The 18410-nt window shown below is 39.1% G+C and carries 15 protein-coding genes; 1 reads left to right on the forward strand and 14 read right to left on the reverse strand.

Features of this window, described 5'->3' with window-relative positions; translation table 11 throughout:
- Nucleotides 1-178: 178 nt before the first annotated feature.
- The 7 genes from filF to filA all read right to left on the reverse strand — a co-directional run bounded on the left by filF (nucleotide 179) and on the right by filA (nucleotide 9499).
- Nucleotides 179-2089, reverse strand: coding sequence for a putative pilus system protein FilF (gene filF, locus CRO21_RS17030; protein ID WP_097080497.1), 1911 nt, complete (start codon nucleotides 2087-2089; stop codon nucleotides 179-181).
- A gap of 31 nt (nucleotides 2090-2120) precedes the next feature.
- Nucleotides 2121-3290: a putative pilus assembly protein FilE gene (filE, locus tag CRO21_RS17035; protein ID WP_097080498.1), complete on the reverse strand. Its 1170-nt coding sequence runs from the start codon at nucleotides 3288-3290 to the stop codon at nucleotides 2121-2123.
- A gap of 5 nt (nucleotides 3291-3295) precedes the next feature.
- Nucleotides 3296-4960, reverse strand: coding sequence for a putative pilus system OmpP1/FadL family transporter FilD (gene filD, locus CRO21_RS17040; protein ID WP_097080499.1), 1665 nt, complete (start codon nucleotides 4958-4960; stop codon nucleotides 3296-3298).
- Between the two features lie 10 nt (nucleotides 4961-4970).
- Nucleotides 4971-6143 carry a putative pilus system protein FilC gene (gene filC, locus CRO21_RS17045; protein WP_097080509.1) on the reverse strand — a complete coding sequence of 391 codons (1173 nt, stop codon included), beginning with the start codon at nucleotides 6141-6143 and terminating at the stop codon, nucleotides 4971-4973.
- A 40-nt stretch (nucleotides 6144-6183) separates the two neighbouring features.
- A complete protein-coding gene (filB, locus tag CRO21_RS17050) occupies nucleotides 6184-7020 on the reverse strand; it encodes a putative pilus system C39 family peptidase FilB (RefSeq protein ID WP_097080500.1) in 837 nt (278 codons plus the stop codon).
- A gap of 190 nt (nucleotides 7021-7210) precedes the next feature.
- The gene (locus tag CRO21_RS17055) at nucleotides 7211-8206 is read right to left on the reverse strand and encodes a DUF6160 family protein (RefSeq protein ID WP_141398146.1); all 996 of its coding nucleotides are present in this window, start codon (nucleotides 8204-8206) and stop codon (nucleotides 7211-7213) included.
- Nucleotides 8207-8578: 372 nt separating this feature from the next.
- The gene (filA, locus tag CRO21_RS17060) at nucleotides 8579-9499 is read right to left on the reverse strand and encodes a putative pilus system protein FilA (protein ID WP_097080502.1); all 921 of its coding nucleotides are present in this window, start codon (nucleotides 9497-9499) and stop codon (nucleotides 8579-8581) included.
- A gap of 251 nt (nucleotides 9500-9750) precedes the next feature.
- On the opposite strand from filA, the gene pabB reads away from it, so the two are divergent.
- Entirely contained in the window at nucleotides 9751-11082 is a 1332-nt protein-coding gene (gene pabB, locus CRO21_RS17065; protein ID WP_378235026.1) for an aminodeoxychorismate synthase component I, read from the forward strand.
- A gap of 46 nt (nucleotides 11083-11128) precedes the next feature.
- Here pabB and hisC read toward each other — a convergent pair whose 3' ends face one another.
- The 7 genes from hisC to CRO21_RS17100 all read right to left on the reverse strand — a co-directional run bounded on the left by hisC (nucleotide 11129) and on the right by CRO21_RS17100 (nucleotide 17888).
- A complete protein-coding gene (gene hisC, locus CRO21_RS17070; RefSeq protein WP_097080503.1) occupies nucleotides 11129-12214 on the reverse strand; it encodes a histidinol-phosphate transaminase in 1086 nt (361 codons plus the stop codon).
- A gap of 70 nt (nucleotides 12215-12284) precedes the next feature.
- The gene (hisD, locus tag CRO21_RS17075) at nucleotides 12285-13586 is read right to left on the reverse strand and encodes a histidinol dehydrogenase (RefSeq protein ID WP_171294085.1); all 1302 of its coding nucleotides are present in this window, start codon (nucleotides 13584-13586) and stop codon (nucleotides 12285-12287) included.
- Nucleotides 13587-13662: 76 nt separating this feature from the next.
- A complete protein-coding gene (gene hisG, locus CRO21_RS17080) occupies nucleotides 13663-14334 on the reverse strand; it encodes an ATP phosphoribosyltransferase (protein WP_097080505.1) in 672 nt (223 codons plus the stop codon).
- 3 nt (nucleotides 14335-14337) lie between these two features.
- Nucleotides 14338-15600, reverse strand: a complete 1263-nt coding sequence (gene murA / locus CRO21_RS17085; RefSeq protein WP_097080506.1) for a UDP-N-acetylglucosamine 1-carboxyvinyltransferase — start codon at nucleotides 15598-15600, stop codon at nucleotides 14338-14340.
- 6 nt (nucleotides 15601-15606) lie between these two features.
- Nucleotides 15607-15858 carry a BolA family iron metabolism protein IbaG gene (gene ibaG, locus CRO21_RS17090; RefSeq protein WP_097080507.1) on the reverse strand — a complete coding sequence of 84 codons (252 nt, stop codon included), beginning with the start codon at nucleotides 15856-15858 and terminating at the stop codon, nucleotides 15607-15609.
- Nucleotides 15859-15988: 130 nt separating this feature from the next.
- Nucleotides 15989-16306, reverse strand: coding sequence for a ribosome hibernation-promoting factor, HPF/YfiA family (gene hpf, locus CRO21_RS17095; protein ID WP_097080511.1), 318 nt, complete (start codon nucleotides 16304-16306; stop codon nucleotides 15989-15991).
- Between the two features lie 142 nt (nucleotides 16307-16448).
- Nucleotides 16449-17888, reverse strand: coding sequence for an RNA polymerase factor sigma-54 (locus tag CRO21_RS17100; protein WP_097080508.1), 1440 nt, complete (start codon nucleotides 17886-17888; stop codon nucleotides 16449-16451).
- Nucleotides 17889-18410: the final 522 nt, after the last annotated feature.

An 18410-nucleotide genomic window follows, 5' to 3' on the forward strand; every position in this document is an offset into this window, starting at 1 on the left:
GCGACCTCACTTTGCCTTAAAATACAAAACGCCCAATGAGGTTCATCAGGCGTTTTATAGTTGAAATCAGTGTCAACTTATTTCAGGACTAGACAGTCTACTTGATCAACACATCACAATTTCATCAAGCGATATACAGATATAATGATTGATAGAATAAGGACAATCTATCCACATATCATGATTTTACTTGTCCACGCGCATAACAACTGGCTAAACTAATACTCACTGTACCCTCGGTATGTGTGATCTGATCTTTTTCTTTATCGGTTAAGATGGGATTTTCGGCAGCTTGAGCATAAATCGCCTTATAATAGTTATAAATATTGACCCATTGCGCTGTGCTATTACTTTGGTTAGTCAAATTAATATTACCATTGGCATTATTTAACAAACTATATAAATTAATTTTGGCACCGCCTGTATCGACTGTGGTAGTTGGAAGGGTCGTAGAATCCTCAGAATGCAACACGGTACCAGATATGCCCAAAACAATCCCTTCAAGTGTACCAAAATGTGAACCTGCCAGAATGATGCGCAATGAAGTTGACAAATCATTTTGATCGGGTTGATAGTTGGTTGCAGTTAAAGTACCAATGCGATATTGTGTCACACCATAATTATCAGTCAAATTAAGCTGTCCAGAATCAACCGTTCCACACTGCCCAGACATATCTGTGTCGGTTGCACCTGCTTTGATATCGGTACGGATATCACCAAACTCATCAATAACGATGCCCAAGTCCACATCTTTAAACGTTTGCGTATTGCTTCCTTTAAAGCGTAATGTGGCATATAAAGGAAAATAATACTTTTCACCTGAATTAATATTGGTGCTGGATCTAAATACTCGGCGATCGAGATAGGAAATCGGGTATGCCTTAATAATATCCACACCACCAGCATAATTTTCACTGCCTGTATTCATGGTCCATTTTACTAGATCATTCGCAGGTACAGTTTGCTCACCAGTAATATATTTATAATAATTTTCTGAACCGGCAGCCACCAAATCATTAATTAAACGCCCCTGATTAATAAATAAACTTTCATTGTTTGAGGTTACAAACTTAAATTTATCTACTGTAGCAATACGATCACTGATCGGACTAATCCAATTTTGCTGACTACTAGCATACATAAATATAGGATTAACTTTTCTAATTAAATCAATTGCACTGGCAATGGTTTCTGAAGTGAGCGTCGGCTTACCACGCCACTGAATACCATAACCATGCGTATAGCCTTGACGATCCGACATCAAGAAGAAGGTTCCCAATAAAGTATTCTGGTTATCGCCACTGCCCGCATAACCAGTCATGCCGTCCATTACCCCTGCTAAAATAGGAGGTTCGGCCTGATACACTGCGCTTAAAGTCATATGAATAGCCTGCTTTAATACCGCCAGCGCTTCTGTATCAGAAATTTGGGCGACATCAATCCAGGGTTTAAGGATTGCTGCATATTGTCCATTCTGATATGCAGTAAGATCGACTTTTTGGGTAATATCAGACAAACCTTCCAAACTGGTAGACGTTAAAGTAATCAGTTGAACATCACCGATCACATTACTATTGTTTTTTTGATTGCCAATCGCCTGAAAAATTTTAATCAACTCTAATGCCACTTTAACAGTCGCATCATTTTGTTCAAGTGAAGTAGCAGCTTGCCCGGTTAAGCCTTCTGCCATATCAAGCAGAGTCAAATGTACCGGACTAACATTAGTACTCGTCCGCCCTAGATTAGACAGTTTTACACTGCCCAGTTCTACACGGGCATTATTATTGGCATTTAAGAAAAATGTGACTGTATCGTTCTTATCACATCCACCTATGACAATATTTTCATCTACCTGTGTTTTAAAGGTATTTACCGTATCACTACTACAGGTATATTGAATACCGGCAATCGGATACTCAAGCATAAATGGAAAACATGACGCACTTGTGCTGGAAATTTTACAGCCTACAGCTGTTGTATCCTCTGGCTTTACTGTTGGATTTTCATTGATATTATTGCTCCCACCGCCACATGCTGTCAGCATCAAGCACAATGTAGAAACAGTAAACGGTAAAATAAATTTATTCATTCTTTATCACTCTTCCTTAATGACTAAAAACTTAATGTAAAACAGTAAGTTTGATTTGTCCCTGATTACTTAACTTCAATGTTGGCACGTCCACCGCCTGCTCAAGCGCAGTCAGTAAAACAAATTTGCTCTGATTCGGCACATGTATAACACCTTCGATAGATGCATTTTGTAACATAGTGGATGGATAAGCTGTTGAGAAAAATGCACTCGCACCTTCAATTAGACAGCCATCGCGATCCAAGAAAATTGCCATGGGCCAATAATAAGTAGGATCAACCTGATTACTGCCATAAGAGGTGATTTTAAAATTTTGAATCGTATCTTCCAATGCAATCAATTGATAGTCAAAGTGATCATGCAAAGGTGCACGGGGCCACAATGATAGAGGTTTATCCGACAATAATTTTTTAGCTTTTGCTTGTACTTTTTGATCCACACATTGAATTGGTAAAACTTGAGAGATTTCATCTTTTGATAAAACCTTATAATAAAGACCCAATGCCACCGCAGCATTACTGGCTTTTTTTTGTGTCACAACGGACTGAAATAGGGACATGTCTACGCCTTTTTCTCTTTCCAGCACATCCCAGCTTGCCCCACCCGCAACATTGGGAATTTGATAAAATCTTTTTTTGTGATCTACATTGAACTCCATAGATTCCAGATATTCAGATTCGTAATATTTTTCACCATCAATGATACGATACGGTAAATTACTTGTTTCTTGATTGGCCGTTGGTACCGTATTCACCACCTCCGATGTGTTAGTAATAGATTCCGTCCCGACCTGCTGTAAGGTATTAGAATCTGAACGGATCTTCTGGACAGGTATTGGATCAGGCGTTGGAGACACAGCATCCAATACTTTTGTTTCCACGATAGGTTGTTCAATTACAGCTGTAACGGGTATGGTTGCAGTGTTGCTTTTCTGAGCACTAACCTTTTCATTATTTTCAACAATTTTTACTTTAGTTTTTTCTTTTTTAGACTTAAAGAAAGAAAAAAAACCTTCTTTAGAGACGTCTTGGTCAATTTTCTCTTGTTTAACCTTTGGCGTTGCCTCAATCGGACGTGGCACAATCATCGGACGACCATCAGGATCAATAATTGTCACCATTTCAGTTTGCTGGGCAATGCCTGACTGAAATAGTGACCCACTGATCAATAAAGAACAAAGTATAGTACGATTACACATCATATGGTTTACCATCTTGTACGGTACGTAAGACCTAAAAGATGCACTTTAAGATCGGTTTTGATATCCAGCCCTGCATAAGGATTATAAATCACATTATTAACGCCTGTCTGATTGGCAAGACTACTGGTGTTGGCTGGAATATTATCTTTACTTCGTAACTGTGCAATGGTTAAATCAATGTCGGTATCTTCATCAAACCGATAGGTCAAACCCAACCCTATTAGCCGTGCATTATTCAATGGAATCATTGGATTACGTTTGTTATCGGGAATTGCTGAAGATCGTGGTTCATACCCTGCTCTAAGTTGCAGACGATCCGTTGCATCATATTGTATGCCTATCCCCCATGTCCACGCAGACTGAAATCCTACAGGTAAGGTCAGGGAATTATCGGTAATATTATTGGTTAATAATTTTGCCACTCTCAGTACACTGATTGCGCGGTCAAACTCCATTTTGAATTGATTCCATTTTTTATAGTCAGTCCAGCTCACATCAAAGTTTAGCTGTAAATCAGGCATAAATTTATATTTAATGCCGGCCTGAAAATGTTGCGGATACTCCAGATCCATTGAAACCAATCCACTTTCGTTTTCTGGAATATAGCTTGGAAAACCCAAGATTGCCGATAAAATTTGACCGGTAACAGAGGAATTTAAAGCCGAAACCAAATCACGGGCACCATCCCCTGGTTGAATGTTGTATTTACCTTTTAAACGCATTTTGCTGCTACTTTGATAGACCATACCAAAGCCAAACTCATCGGTCGGTTCCCAAAGAATACCCAAATTATAGGTCGGTGAGACGCTCTGCTCTAGCGCAATATTCAGTTTTGCCAGCTGATCAAATGGACCTAGCGAGTTTTGTGCATTACACATACCAAATAGCAAAAGATCGGTCACAATATTACCATTTTCCAGAAATGGTGCGCAGACATCTTCATGAATTAAACGCAATACACCCACCAGCTCATTTGGTGCACGCATGTCTGTATTGAGTGCCAGTGCTTGATAAGACAGTCCAACCGACGCACCGATAGAAAGATTGTCGTTAACTTTATACGCCGCAGAGGGTGATAAATAGGTGACACGTTCAATCGCAATTTGTTGTCCCATATAATTTCCGGGATTACCGTCTTCGGCACCAAATCCTGCAATTAATGGTGCATATATCGCATTGGCATAGGTGATTTTAGAGCCAGGCGCACGATATGCGGCACCCACTGTAGGTGCAACAATCGGCATTCCTGCACCTAAATCCACCATTTTTTTCAATATAGGTACATACAGAGTAGGATATTCAACATCACCTCTGACGGCTCCCTTATAATCTGTACATAGACTAGAGGGATTTGAGGATTCATCATTACAGACCAATGGATCATCAGAATAACCAAAAACATTATAGCCAGCCGGTGCCGACCACTCTCGTTTTACATCAAAATGGGCAACAATACCTTGCAAATCAACTTGTATGCCGTCAATTTTGGTCAAACCAGCCGGATTAAAATGAATTGCCGCAACGCCAGGTGGGTCAGCAGTCACTGCATTGCCAAGACTTAGAGATTTTAGGTCAACAGCCAAGTTTTGCCCCAAACGTGCAAAACTGGTCGTGGATAAACCGGTTAAGATTAAGGCGACAATAAGCGGTTGTAATGGGAGTGCTTTCATGATTCACTCCTTAGCGTGTATTACGCCCAAAACCCAAAAAGTCTAGAGGGAATGACAATCCCAAACTGACATCAGGCGCATCTTCTGTTAAACCAATTCCGACCGAGCCATTAACAATCGTTTTTGGAGAAACTCGTACCCCCAGTGAAACCCCTAGAGTCGCACTACTTTGATCTGCCGGTTTTGAAGATTCACCACTGGTAAAACGGAACTCGGATGCCGTATTAAAACTTTGTTGATACGACATGGTCATCGAAACATCGTAGTTAAAAGAGTAGGCAAAACCAAAAGCAAAACCACCGCTAATGCCTGGATCAAATGAATCTAGAACGCGAGAACCACGTAACTGATTTAATCCAGTTTCTTCAAACCCATAATTTGCAGATACCGACGCAAACAGCACTACAGGATCAATGTATTTACGAGTACTTGCCCCAGCACCAACTGAGTAATATCCCTTACCTGTTGAGAGATCTTTCATTGCATTCACTTCATAGGGACTATCACCTGTTTTTGTTGAAACATTACCAAATAAAATCAGAGGTAAACGCCCCTGTTTTAGTGGAAAAGGTTCCCAGCGTGCGCCAAAAGAAATATCACCCAATCCCGCAGTTGAGGTATCTTTAATATTATCGGTTTTGGCAACCAGCGGAACAGATGCTGTAATTGTCAGATTATCAAGTACCCCATATTGAAGCGTAAAGGTATTGGTCAGGTTATGGTTGGCATTGTCTTCTATATGTAACCGACATACTGTAGAAGTATCTTCACATAAAGCCAAATCAATCTGTGTATCCCGGTAATAAGTATAATCAAGATCATAGGTACCAGAATAGGAACCTTTTTTCAAAAGTGAATATTGACGTTCGGACGCAGTAAAAACCTCTTCTAAATTCTCCTTTTGTGTTGCATCACCTTCTTGTTGTTGCAAGGCTTCTGAGGCTGTTGAAGAAGCATTCATTGAAGGCGTTTCGTCAACGACCTGCTTATTTTCAGCCTCTTGATAACTCGAGCTCAGTGTACTTGCCGCTGAACTGTCTTGTGTAGATGACACATTTACAGTTGCATTCTCAGCTTCAGAAATTTCATTTTCTGCAACTTGTGTCTGTGCATAGACCTGACTCGTAAATATCAATCCGATACTCAATCCCAAAGCTGTTCGATTCATCCATTTAATCTCAATCATCTACCATACCTATTTCAATAATTTTTATGTCATACGATTATTTACGCTTGTAATACATACGCATATATGTATCTGTTGAATTGCCATAGTTCGTTGAATTAGGAACTGCATCCAGCACTCTGCGCATGGTTGCAGCGTTATCAGCCAATTTTTCAAATTTATGTTCAGGATATTGCAAATTAACAAAAGCAAATTTATTCACTGTTGCATCATCGACATGACGCATATCATTTTCACTTAATGCCAGAACATTTTTAGTTTGTTGATAATCTGCCAACTCAATCATGAATAAAGTATTATTGTCCCAAATTTCGGCAAATCGATCGGCATTAAAACTGATATTACCTAACGCAGGATCGGCCACATAAATCCGACCTTCAGAATGGCCTTTATAAACCACAAAATGCTTAAATCCAGCATAAGCTATCGGCACAATTACAGGTTTATCTAATGCAATCAAATCTTTCAATTCTGCTCGATACCCCCCGCTTGAGTAGCCCAACGCCGTGACAAAACGCTTCATATCAAGTAATGAAAAACTACGTCTTTCGATAATTCGTGCGTACTCTCCATAACGCAGTAAACCATCCATGGTTTGTTTTTCTGTCAGGTTTGTTCCTGCATAACCATTTAATAAGGTGGTTAATGCTGCCGAACCACAACTATAATCATAGGCTTGTCTTACGATGCCTCGAAATTGATCGACGGCTGCGGGCGTAATTTGTACCGGTTCACGATGATTACGGGTATAACTATTTTGCCGACCATCGAGAACCTCTGTGTAATACACAGTACCGGCCGGTTGATCTGCAACCTCAAATGAATCCGTTGCAAATTGGTAAATCAATGCGGAACCTAACGTAATAAGCAACATAGAAACTCTTTTTTTGTTTTAGGCGATCCTTCATAAGTAGTATCACCAAGCCCTGTGTTTATGCGACCATTACTGGTACGCTGTCCCTTTAGTTAATTACAAGATACCTGCTTTTTAGAATAAAAACACTAATTTTTTTACCATTTATATGCCATTGACAAATTGAATTACACAATTGGCATTAAAGAAATTACATTCCACGAATGGTCGCTTTAAAGTCAGTCACCTGTACACCTGTTAAGCCAATATTACCCATCGAACCATTGTTCAGGCCATTAAAGGTATTAGTATTGGGAACAGCTGTTTTATCTCCCATAGTAATATTGGTTAAAGTCAGGTCAAATTTATCCATCGTACCATCTGCGCCGATTAAAAGTCCCTGACTATCAATATCGCCATAGAAACCACTAAATCCACCCGCCCCATCATGATCATAGAAACGCAAACCTGTAGTTTGATTTGAGGCTGATAATTTAAAACCAAATTTTAGACTTGATCCCTCAACACTATGAACCTGAATCGGGTTACTAGCATTATCACTATCTCCTGTGACACACATTGCATTATTTGCTACGCATAAAAGTGTACCACTGCTAAACTTTAATAGATGTCCCTGATCTTCATGACCAAACTGTAAATTAAATCCAACGGCCTCACCTGATTTAAATACAATATCCACACCCTGTTCACCAATCTGTAAAATTTCCCTGACATTGGTACGAACACTATTTGTTGTGGTTAAATCAACTTTTCGTGCAGTAAAAATTTCACCTCTACCCGGGGCTAAATAAATAGATAATGGATTAATACGAATTCGACTTAAATCCTGTGGCAAAGCTACATTAATATTGGCTGTACTTTGATTTGCTGCATTTGTACCGGCATCAATATTAATAGAGATCGCTTGTTGTGTAGGCGTATTAAATGCATTAAAAAAACGAACACCTTGAGTTGCATTATTTGTGGTAGGCGCAATGACCAGTGATGCAGCCTGATTCATATCATTTGTACCATCAGTATCAACCAGATTGATCTGGTTAAAGCTTAAGGTTGAATCCGGAAGCTGAATACCAATCGATACACCGTCCTGTGCAGTCACTTGTGTCATTGCCGCATCATCCATTGCCTGCATTGCCCATCCTGTCGAAGAGGATAATATAAAAAATGACATCGCTATTTTTTTCATCTTCGAGCATCCTAACTCTATTTTCTCATTCAATGATATTCTGACCTTCCCGGCGAATCATTGACCTAGCTGTCTCTAAATATAATTAATTTTGCATAAAATTAAAATATTTTTGTGACGTATTACACAATATATTTGTAATAAAGGTTTTTAAGTATCCCAATTTTAATAAGTAAATTAAAACTCTTGTAATTGAGAATGATCATTTACAAAGCAATTTTCCTTTGGAATCATCAATCAATTCACGATAGCATCACCTGCCAAGATGGTATCTACAACACATCGTTTATAAAAAAAATGTACGTCTACTATTAAGTCCTTATATAAATAAAAACTGCCCCAAATATGGAGCAGTTTTTATAGAGATTTTAATTATTTACCGGAAATACGGACACTTGTACCTGCTGTATTTAGACCAAGTAATTCAACATCACCGATTTTTGCAGTTGCAGCAGTATAATCATAACTATATGATCCGGCAGTTCCAGTAACTGCTGGTCCGGTACCTACACTTACACCGGTCAAGATTACATCATGTGTAGCAGTTGAATTATTTTTAATAAATAAACCGTTATCATCTATATCAACATCAAGATCAACAACTAATGTATTATTTGCACCAGTTACCTTGACATTTTGAACGAATAAGCTACCACCAGTAGTTGACGCACTGCTACCATTAGTGTCATTAAGTTTAAGGTTATCAATTGTTAAACCACCAACAATTTCAGATGTAAGCTTAATAAATGCACCCTGATCTTCATGACCTAACTGGATGTTTAAGGCAGATTCTCCTAAAGTAATATCCATGCTATCCAGAATTTTGACATGGTTTGTAGTACTTGTTGCCGCAGTACCATAGGTAGATGCTCCACCGGATACAGCCACTCCAATATCACCTGTAGTAATTTTAATATCATCAGGTAAAGATACTTTGATATTTAAAGTTGGATTTGTTCCAGATGAACCAGCATCAATATCAATACCAATATCACCACCATTGGTATCCAACTTAAATACATTTCCAGTCGTAAAATGATTACCCAAAGTAATTGCACCAGCTGACGTCTGATTTGAACCAGCTACATCGTTAGTTGTAATACCATCGGTATCATGGATGTTAATTTTATCAATGGTAATTCCTGTAGCAGGTGTAGTAATTGCAATATGAATACCATCCTGACCAGTCGTTGCACTTAATGTTTCATCATCCAATGCTTGCAATTGAGATGCCATTGCATTGGCACTCATCGCCATTGCAGAAACCAAAGCAATTTTTGTAAATAATTTCATTACATACTCTCCTAGAGTGTTTTTTTACTTCCCAAAAAACCCGATTCTATAAATATCCATGTTTATTGTTTTAGATAATTATAGAGAACGAATTATCATTCCTGTACAGCTAAAGTTACAATAGGCACACAATTTAATCAAGCTTTTACACCGCTGTTTTGGCATAACCCGATAAACGGTATTTTTTGCAAATTGCTGAAACAAGGGTAAACTATTCATCTCCTTTTAAATTGATACTGTTTGTCGTGATTATTGATATTTTTCAGTTAGATAAATCCATATCTTTTGCTCAGATAAAGCCCCTTCTATTACAAAAATTTGGCTTTGTCTTTTTACAAGATCAGAATCAGCCTTTTTTTGCCATTTACCCAAAATACTTACAGATTGTAGATCAAGGCAAAAGCTTCTATCGACAAGCAGATTTTCATTATGTAGAACAAACACAGACACCATTGCTCGAGATGAACTTTTGTAATAACCAGATAAATACAGCAGATTTATCCTTTCGGGGCGGATATATTGCGTTTATCTCTTATGATTACGCAGCGCAACAACAGATCGAACAACGACATTCCATTCAGCAACCTGCTGCAATCGTTGGTGAATATGATATTTTTATCAAACAGGTTGATCAGCAATGGAGATTATTTGTAGAACAGAATTTAATGGATCATCCAGTGATTCAACATTTAATTCAGGAAGTACAACATTGTCAGGAAATTAAAACACCTATTCCTTTCACGCTCAAAAACAATATGCAGCCACGCTGGTCAAAAACTAAATATCGTCAGGCTTTTCAACGGGTGCAAGACTATTTACATGCCGGAGACTGTTATCAAATCAATTTGACTCAGGAATTTTCTACCCAAGTTACATCAGGTAATTTGTCTTGTTTATTACCGGAACTATTACAACTCAGTCAAGCCCCTTTTGCTGGCTATATTCAGTTTGAAGATTTTGAATTATTAAGCTGCTCACCGGAATTATTTATTGAATTCCAGCCCAATCGCATCTTAAAAACCCGTCCAATTAAAGGAACCTTACCCCGTCATCAAGATCCAAAGCAGGATCAGCAATTAAAACAGCAATTGGCAAACTCGGAGAAGGATCAAGCAGAAAATTTGATGATTGTCGATTTATTGCGTAACGATTTAAGTGTTTATGCGCAGACAGGTACAGTAAAAGTTCCCACTTTATTTGAAATTGAAAGTTTTGCACAGGTTCATCATATGGTGAGTGAGATTCAGGCAAAATTAAAAGATGGTGTTAATGTTCTGGAGGTTTTATTGTCTGCCCTGCCTGGTGGTTCGATTACCGGCGCACCGAAAATACGTGCAATGCAAATTATTGATGAACTGGAAGGCAATGCACGAGGTGCATATTGTGGTAGCTTGGGTTATTTTAATAATGATGGTACCGGACGCTTTAATATCCTAATCCGTACCATTCAACGTTATGGTGATCAATTGAGTGTCTGGGCAGGTGGAGGCATTACTGTAGCATCTGATGCGGATGCCGAATATCAGGAATGTCTGGACAAGGTTTCGGCTTTACTGGATTTTTTAAATCAATATAGTGAATAAAATAAAGCATAGTTTCCATAATCCAGAAACTATGCCTATCTCTTTCTTACAAAATCTGTTTTAAACTGTCAATCAAGCGCTGATTTTGTTCAGGCGTACCAATGGTAATCCGTAAAAACTGATTAATGCGTGGACGATTAAAATGCCGTACGATTACGCCCTGTTCACGTAAACCTTTGGCAAGATCAATTGCCTGATGTTGCGAATGTGTGGCAAAAATAAAGTTGGCTTTGGACGGTAAAATCTCAAAACCTAATTGTTGCATCTGCGCGACCAGTTGCTCACGATTGGCAATGACTTTTTCACATTGCTGTTCAAAATAGGCTTGATCATCAAAAGAAGCGACAGCGGCGGCAATGGCAAAGCGATCTATTGGATAGGAATTAAAACTATTTTTTACTGCTTCAAGCGCAGCAATCAAATGCGGTTGAGCAATCGCATACCCGACCCGCAAACCAGCCAGTGAACGCGATTTTGAAGTAGTTTGACAAACCACCAGATTGTCATATTGATTGACAAGAGTTACCGCAGATTCTGCACCAAAATCCACATAAGCCTCATCGATCACCACAACGGAATCAGCATTTTGTTCTAGCAATTGTTTAATTTGATTTAAAGTAACTGCCCGTCCTGTAGGTGCATTGGGATTTGCCAAAATAACACCGCCATTCGGCTGATGATAATCGGCAATATTAATCTCGAAAGTTTCGGTCAATGGCACTTCAATCGTTTTTAGAGCAAAAAACTGGCTATAAACAGGATAAAAACTATAACTGATGTCGGGATAGAGTAAAGGCTTATCCTGCACAAAAAATGCTTTAAAAATATGTGCCAGAACTTCATCTGATCCATTGCCAGCAAATATATGTGAAACTTCCACACTTTGTTGTCTAGCAATCGCCTGTTTTAACAGCGTTGCATCAGGATCTGGATAGAGTTTTAACACATCGGCCTGATTCGCTAAAACTGATTGGACAGCTTCAACCACTTTTGCCGAAGGCGGATAAGGATTTTCGTTGGTATTAAGTTTCAGTAAATTCTGGATTTTAGGTTGTTCACCTGGCACATAGGGCTCAAGCTCACGCACCTGCGGACTCCAGAAACGTTTTTGCTGTTCGGTAAAAGTAGTCATTTGTTAGATTCTCTTATGCCAACATTAAGCCCTCTCCAAACGGAGAGGAAATGTCTGAAATGATTTTGAATTATTGATAACGATAACGTGCTGAACGGGCATGGGCATCCAGATTTTCCTGTTGTGCCAGAATATCCGCTGTTTTTGCCAGAGGTTTTACGCCTTGCTCGGAACACATGATCAAACTGGTCCGCTTTTGAAAATCGTACACACCCAATGGTGATGAAAAACGTGCAGTTCCCGATGTCGGTAAAACATGGTTCGGTCCAGCACAATAATCCCCAATCGCTTCTGGCGTATAACGACCCATAAAAATCGCACCGGCATGACGGATTTCCTGACTCATCTGCTCTGCGTCATCAAGGGATAATTCCAGATGTTCAGGTGCAACCTGATTAATTAAGGCAATGGCTTCATCACGGTCTTTCACCAGAACCAAAGCACCACGATTGGCAATTGAGGTACGGGCAATTTCGGCTTTAGGTAAATTGGCCAGATGTTCTTCTATTGCCTCTGCTACCGCATTCAATAACTGTTCATCAGGGGTGATAAAAATTGCTTGCGCCACCGTATCATGCTCGGCTTGTGATAACACATCCATCGCCAGCCATTTGGCATTATTTTTACCTTCGGCATAGACCAGAATTTCTGACGGACCGGCAATCATGTCAATCCCGACTTGACCAAACACAGCACGTTTTGCCGCAGCAACAAAACGGTTCCCCGGTCCAGTGATTTTATCAACCTGAGGAATCGTTTCCGTACCATAGGCCAATGCCGCCACAGCTTGTGCACCACCAATGGTAAAGACACGATGTACACCCGCCAGATAAGCAGCCGCCAGAACCAGTGGATTTAATTCACCATTCGGCGCAGGTACCACCATGATGATTTCCTGTACACCCGCAACATGGGCAGGTACAGCATTCATCAATACAGAAGAAGGATAAGATGCCAAACCACCCGGTACATAAATCCCAACCCGATCCAGCGGCGTAATTTTTTGTCCGAGTGTATTGCCTAAAGCATCAACATAGGTCCAGCCGTCCTGTTTTTGTGCCTCATGGAAGGACCGAATACGATTGGCAGCCATTTCCAGTGCTTGTCGCACTTCATCGTCTAAGCCATCAAAAGCAGTTTTTAACTGAGTCTGGGTTAATTCCAGATCGGAAAAATGTTGGGCTGGATGTCGATCAAACTTTTGGGTTAAGGCCAAAACATGTGTATCACCATTGGCACGAACATCAGCAATGATTTGATCAACTGTTTTTAACAGTTCTGGATCATTGACAGTTTCGAAGGCTAGCAGGTCGGCAAATTGCTGTTTAAAGTTTTGATCTTGAGTTGACAAACGGCGCATCAATCTTTCCACACGTTGACATAAAAAAGATATTTTACATTTTTTCTATGCAGTTGTGGTGATTGATACACTGTTTCTTGATGGATTTTTACTTTTGTCTTGATTGAACAGCCTGTTCCAGATCCGACAAAATCGGTTGTAACAGATGTTGCTTGCGTTTATAACTGGCTTTATTGACGATTAAACGTGAAGAAACTCTACAGATTTCTTCCAATGGCTCCAATCCATTTGCACGTAAAGTATTGCCCGTATCAACCACATCGACAATATAATGTCCCAAGCCGACCAGCGGTGCGAGCTCCATTGAACCATACAGTTTAATCACATCAACTTGTTCACCACGACTAGCATAGTATTGACGGGTTAAATTGACATATTTGGTGGCAATCCGCAGACGGCCTTGAGGTTTAACCATACCGACCTTGCCAGCAGTCATTAATTTACAGTTGGCAATTTTCAGATCGAGTGGCTCATAAACATTTTCAGATCCATATTCCATCAATACATCTTTACCCGCCACACCAAAATCTGCTGCGCCATTTTCTACATAAGTAGGTACATCACTGGCCCGTAAAATCAGAATACGTACATTCGGATTTGTGGTTGGAAAGATCAGCTTGCGTGATTTGTCAGGATCTTCCAGTAATTCAATACCTGCTTCTGCCAATAAAGGTAAAGTTTCTTTTAAAATCCGTCCCTTACTTAATGCCAAAGTTAAGCCATGATCAAAGTTACCCATGATCGAATCATCTTGTTGCATGATCTATTCGCCTTTGATTCTTTGAATATCGGCACCTAATGCCTGTAATTTTGCTTCTATATTTTCATAACCACGGTCAATATGATAAATACGATCGACCATAGTTTCCCCTTCGGCAGCCAATGCAGCAATCACCAAAGAAAATGAAGCACGTAAATCGGTTGCCATAACTGGAGCACCCTGCAACTTTTCCACACCTGTCACTGCGGCATCATTACCTTCGACCTGAATATTCGCACCTAAGCGACATAATTCTGGGACATGCATAAAACGGTTTTCAAAAATGGTTTCAGAAACCGTTGCAAAGCCCCGACCAATCGAATTAACCGCCATAAGTTGCGCCTGCATATCGGTTGGAAAATCAGGATGCGGTAAAGTCCGAAAACTGACTGCCTTAGGACGTTTGCCCTGCATATCCAGTTCGATCCAGTCTTCACCCCGAGTCACTTCGGCACCCATTTCCTCAAATTTTTCCAGTACCGCTTCCATCAGGTTGGGATCGGTATGCGTGGTTTTAATTTTACCACCGGTAATTGCCGCCGCTGCCAGATACGAACCTGTTTCTATACGATCTGCTACTACCCGATATTCACAGCCATGTAACTGCTCAACACCTGTTACAGTTAAAGTATGTGTTTCCAATCCCTCAATTTTGGCACCCATTTTAATTAATAAGTTTGCCAAATCAGTAATTTCAGGTTCACAGGCTGCATTACGAATAATCGTGGTCCCTTCAGCCAGAACAGCGGCCATCAGGATATTTTCGGTACCGCCTACAGTGACCATGTCAAACACGACTTCGCCACCTTTGAGACGACCATCAACTGTCGCATTGACATAACCAGCCTCAACTTCAATGATTGCACCTAATGCTTCTAATGCTTTTAAATGCTGATCCACAGGTCTGGAACCAATTGCACAACCACCCGGCAATGACACTTTAGCCTGACCATAACGTGCCAGTAAAGGACCGAGAACCAAAATAGAAGCTCGCATGGTTTTAACAAGATCGTAAGGCGCAAATTGATTATCTAAAGTACTGGTATCGACCTTAACCGTATCACCCTCATAGGAAATTGTGACACCTAAACCCGCAATCAGCTTGATCAGCGTATTCACATCTTTAAGGTTGGGTACATTGGTGATGGTAATCGGTTCATCGGTTAAAATTGTCGCAGCCAATAACGGTAATACCGCATTCTTTGCGCCAGAAATTTTAACTTCACCATTTAAAACATTGCCACCACGAATTAAAAATTTATCCATGCAATCTTATGCTCCAAACATACTAGCTTTGCGCCATTCTTCCGGGGTCATTGCACGTATGCTTACCGCATGGACTGCACCAGAGGCAATATATTCATTCAAGGGTGTATATACGGCCTGTTGTCGAGCCACAGTTCTTTTACCTTCAAATTCAGAATCTACGATCCGAAGATCAAATTTTCCTGCCTCACCAGTAACATGTATTTCGGCTTGCGGAAAGGCTTGCTGTAATATTTGTGAAAGCTGTTCACTATTCATTGCTGCGGTCTCTAAATCATTTAAGTCTGCGACTAAAGCCGATTAGTTTACTATAAGTTTGATTCAGACTACAAAAACTCTATGAAAATAAATAAGGGCGACACTGTCACCCTTATTTATTCCACAAAAACTATGCTGCAACTTTAAGTGATTTATATCGTGCCAACTGACGGCGTAATTTTTCCGATAATAAAGTAATGGCCTGATACATATCATCAGCAGATGCCTGAGCAAACAGCTCTTTACCGGGTAATCTTAAAATCACTTCGGCATTATGATTGTCCTGACCTTTATGACTACGGGATGTTAAACGATGATCTTTTTGTAATTTGACCTGCATACTACACACTTGATCGATATGCTTGGTTAATTTTTCAAATTGTGCTTTTATCTTATCTTCAATTGCAGGTGTAATTGGTAAATGATGTCCACGGATTGTTATATGCATAATACCACCTCCCATGATGTATTCATCAAACATGATCAAATGGCAAAAGATACAATGATCCCAGCAAATTCATTTAACCATGTTTAACTCCTATTGATTGAATGTACCAAAAGTACTCTTCTAAATAATCACAGTTAAAACTTTAAATCAAGACTTTTCGATCAGAAGAGGCAGGAATATTTAAAGACTCACGATATTTGGCCACAGTACGACGTGCAACATCAATGCCTTCCTCTTGCAAAAGTTTTGCAATTGCATTGTCGGATAAAGGTTTTTTAGGATTTTCTACGGCAATCAGTTTTTTAATCATGGCGCGAATCGCTGTTGAGGAACACTCTCCTCCATTCGATGTGCCGACATGACTAGAAAAGAAATATTTCAATTCAAATAAACCACGCGGCGTTAGAATATATTTATTGGTCGTAACACGAGAAACTGTTGATTCGTGCAATTCAACCTCATCTGCAACATCCCGTAATACTAGAGGTTTCATGCCCTCAGCACCGATCTCAAAGAAATTACGTTGATGCTCGACAATACAAGTTGCTACTTTTAATAAGGTTTTATGCCGTTCATCAATACTTTTAATAAAGTTTTTTGCTTCCAGCATTTGATTTTTTAAATATTGATTATCCGCACTTTGATCAGCACGTTTAATCATGCCTGCATAATAGGGATTAACACGCAACTTAGGTAGAACATCTGGGTTCAAAAACACCTGCCAACGCTCATTTTTCTTTTGCAATATTACATCGGGAGTTTGATATTCCTGCTCTTTTTCTTGAAATTTGGCACCAGGTGCTGGATCAAATGACTTCAATAAAGCCATTGCCTGCTTTAATTGCTCAAGGTTTAATTGAGTTTGTTTCATTAAACGATTCACGTCATTGGTTAATAACAAACTCGCATGTTCCAGTAACTTTTTCGTATTTTCTTTTAACGTTAAGTTTTGGTCATAACTTTCAAGTTGAAGTGATAAACACTCAACCAAATTCCGTGTAGCCACACCAACAGGATCAAGTCGTTGAATATATTTCAACACAACCATGACTTCATCGAGTTCAACTTCTTCTTGAATATCTGCCTGTGCAAGTAGATGTTGGGTCGCAAATAAAATCTCTTCGATTTCACAATCTAAATAACCGCTTTCATCCAAGGCATCGACAATACAATAGGCAATAATTTGCTCAATTTCTGATAAATGTAATAAATTAATTTGCCATAATAAATGATCTGACAAACTTGTTGATAATGAACGGTTATCTTCACGTTCTTCATATTCTGGCGTTGCAAGTGCTGTAGATTGATTGGTATAAATCTCATCCCAATTGGTATCTACGGGTAAATCATCAGGAATATTATCATTCTTGAATTCATCTTGTGTTGATTGATCGACTTTTTCCTCTTGATCAATTGAAGAAAAATCATCATCAATTTTTTCTAATAATGGATTACTGTCCAATTGAATTTGAACTTCTTGCTCCAATTCTAGAGAAGAAAGTTGTAAAAGTTTAATGGCTTGCTGTAACTGAGGCGTAAGCGACAAAGTATTAGCTACTTTTAAACCTACAGATAACTTCATAACTTTACTCTACACAAGAAATAACTAATAGCAAATATCATGCCTACTTCAATAATATCTACAATAATATATAAATGCAACGTACTACAAAATAATTTTGATTACCCCAGAAAAATGCTAACACACTTTACACCTCCCAACCCAATGATTATTATTAATTAATTATTATAATCTACAACAATATTCAAAAATAAAATAAGTAGTTCCATTAAATTTTTACAAACCAAAATATGAAATACAAATTTTTATAAATGTATAATTTACTTTTTAGACGATAAAATACTTAAGTAGACATAATCTAAAAGCACTCTAACAAAGAAAATTGTTTCTAAATGTATTTACAATACTTTTGACTTTAAAACCACGATTAATTATTTACGTATAACGTTGAGTAATTAAAGTTTTTGGCTATCACAAAAAACCGCTGCATAAAAAAACCCCCAAGCATCAGCTTGGGGGTTTTGAATTAATGAGCTGGCGATGACTTACTCTCACATGGGTAACCCCACACTACCATCAGCG

The organism is Acinetobacter puyangensis, from assembly GCF_900096995.1.
Classification (GTDB): Bacteria; Pseudomonadota; Gammaproteobacteria; order Pseudomonadales; family Moraxellaceae; genus Acinetobacter; species Acinetobacter puyangensis.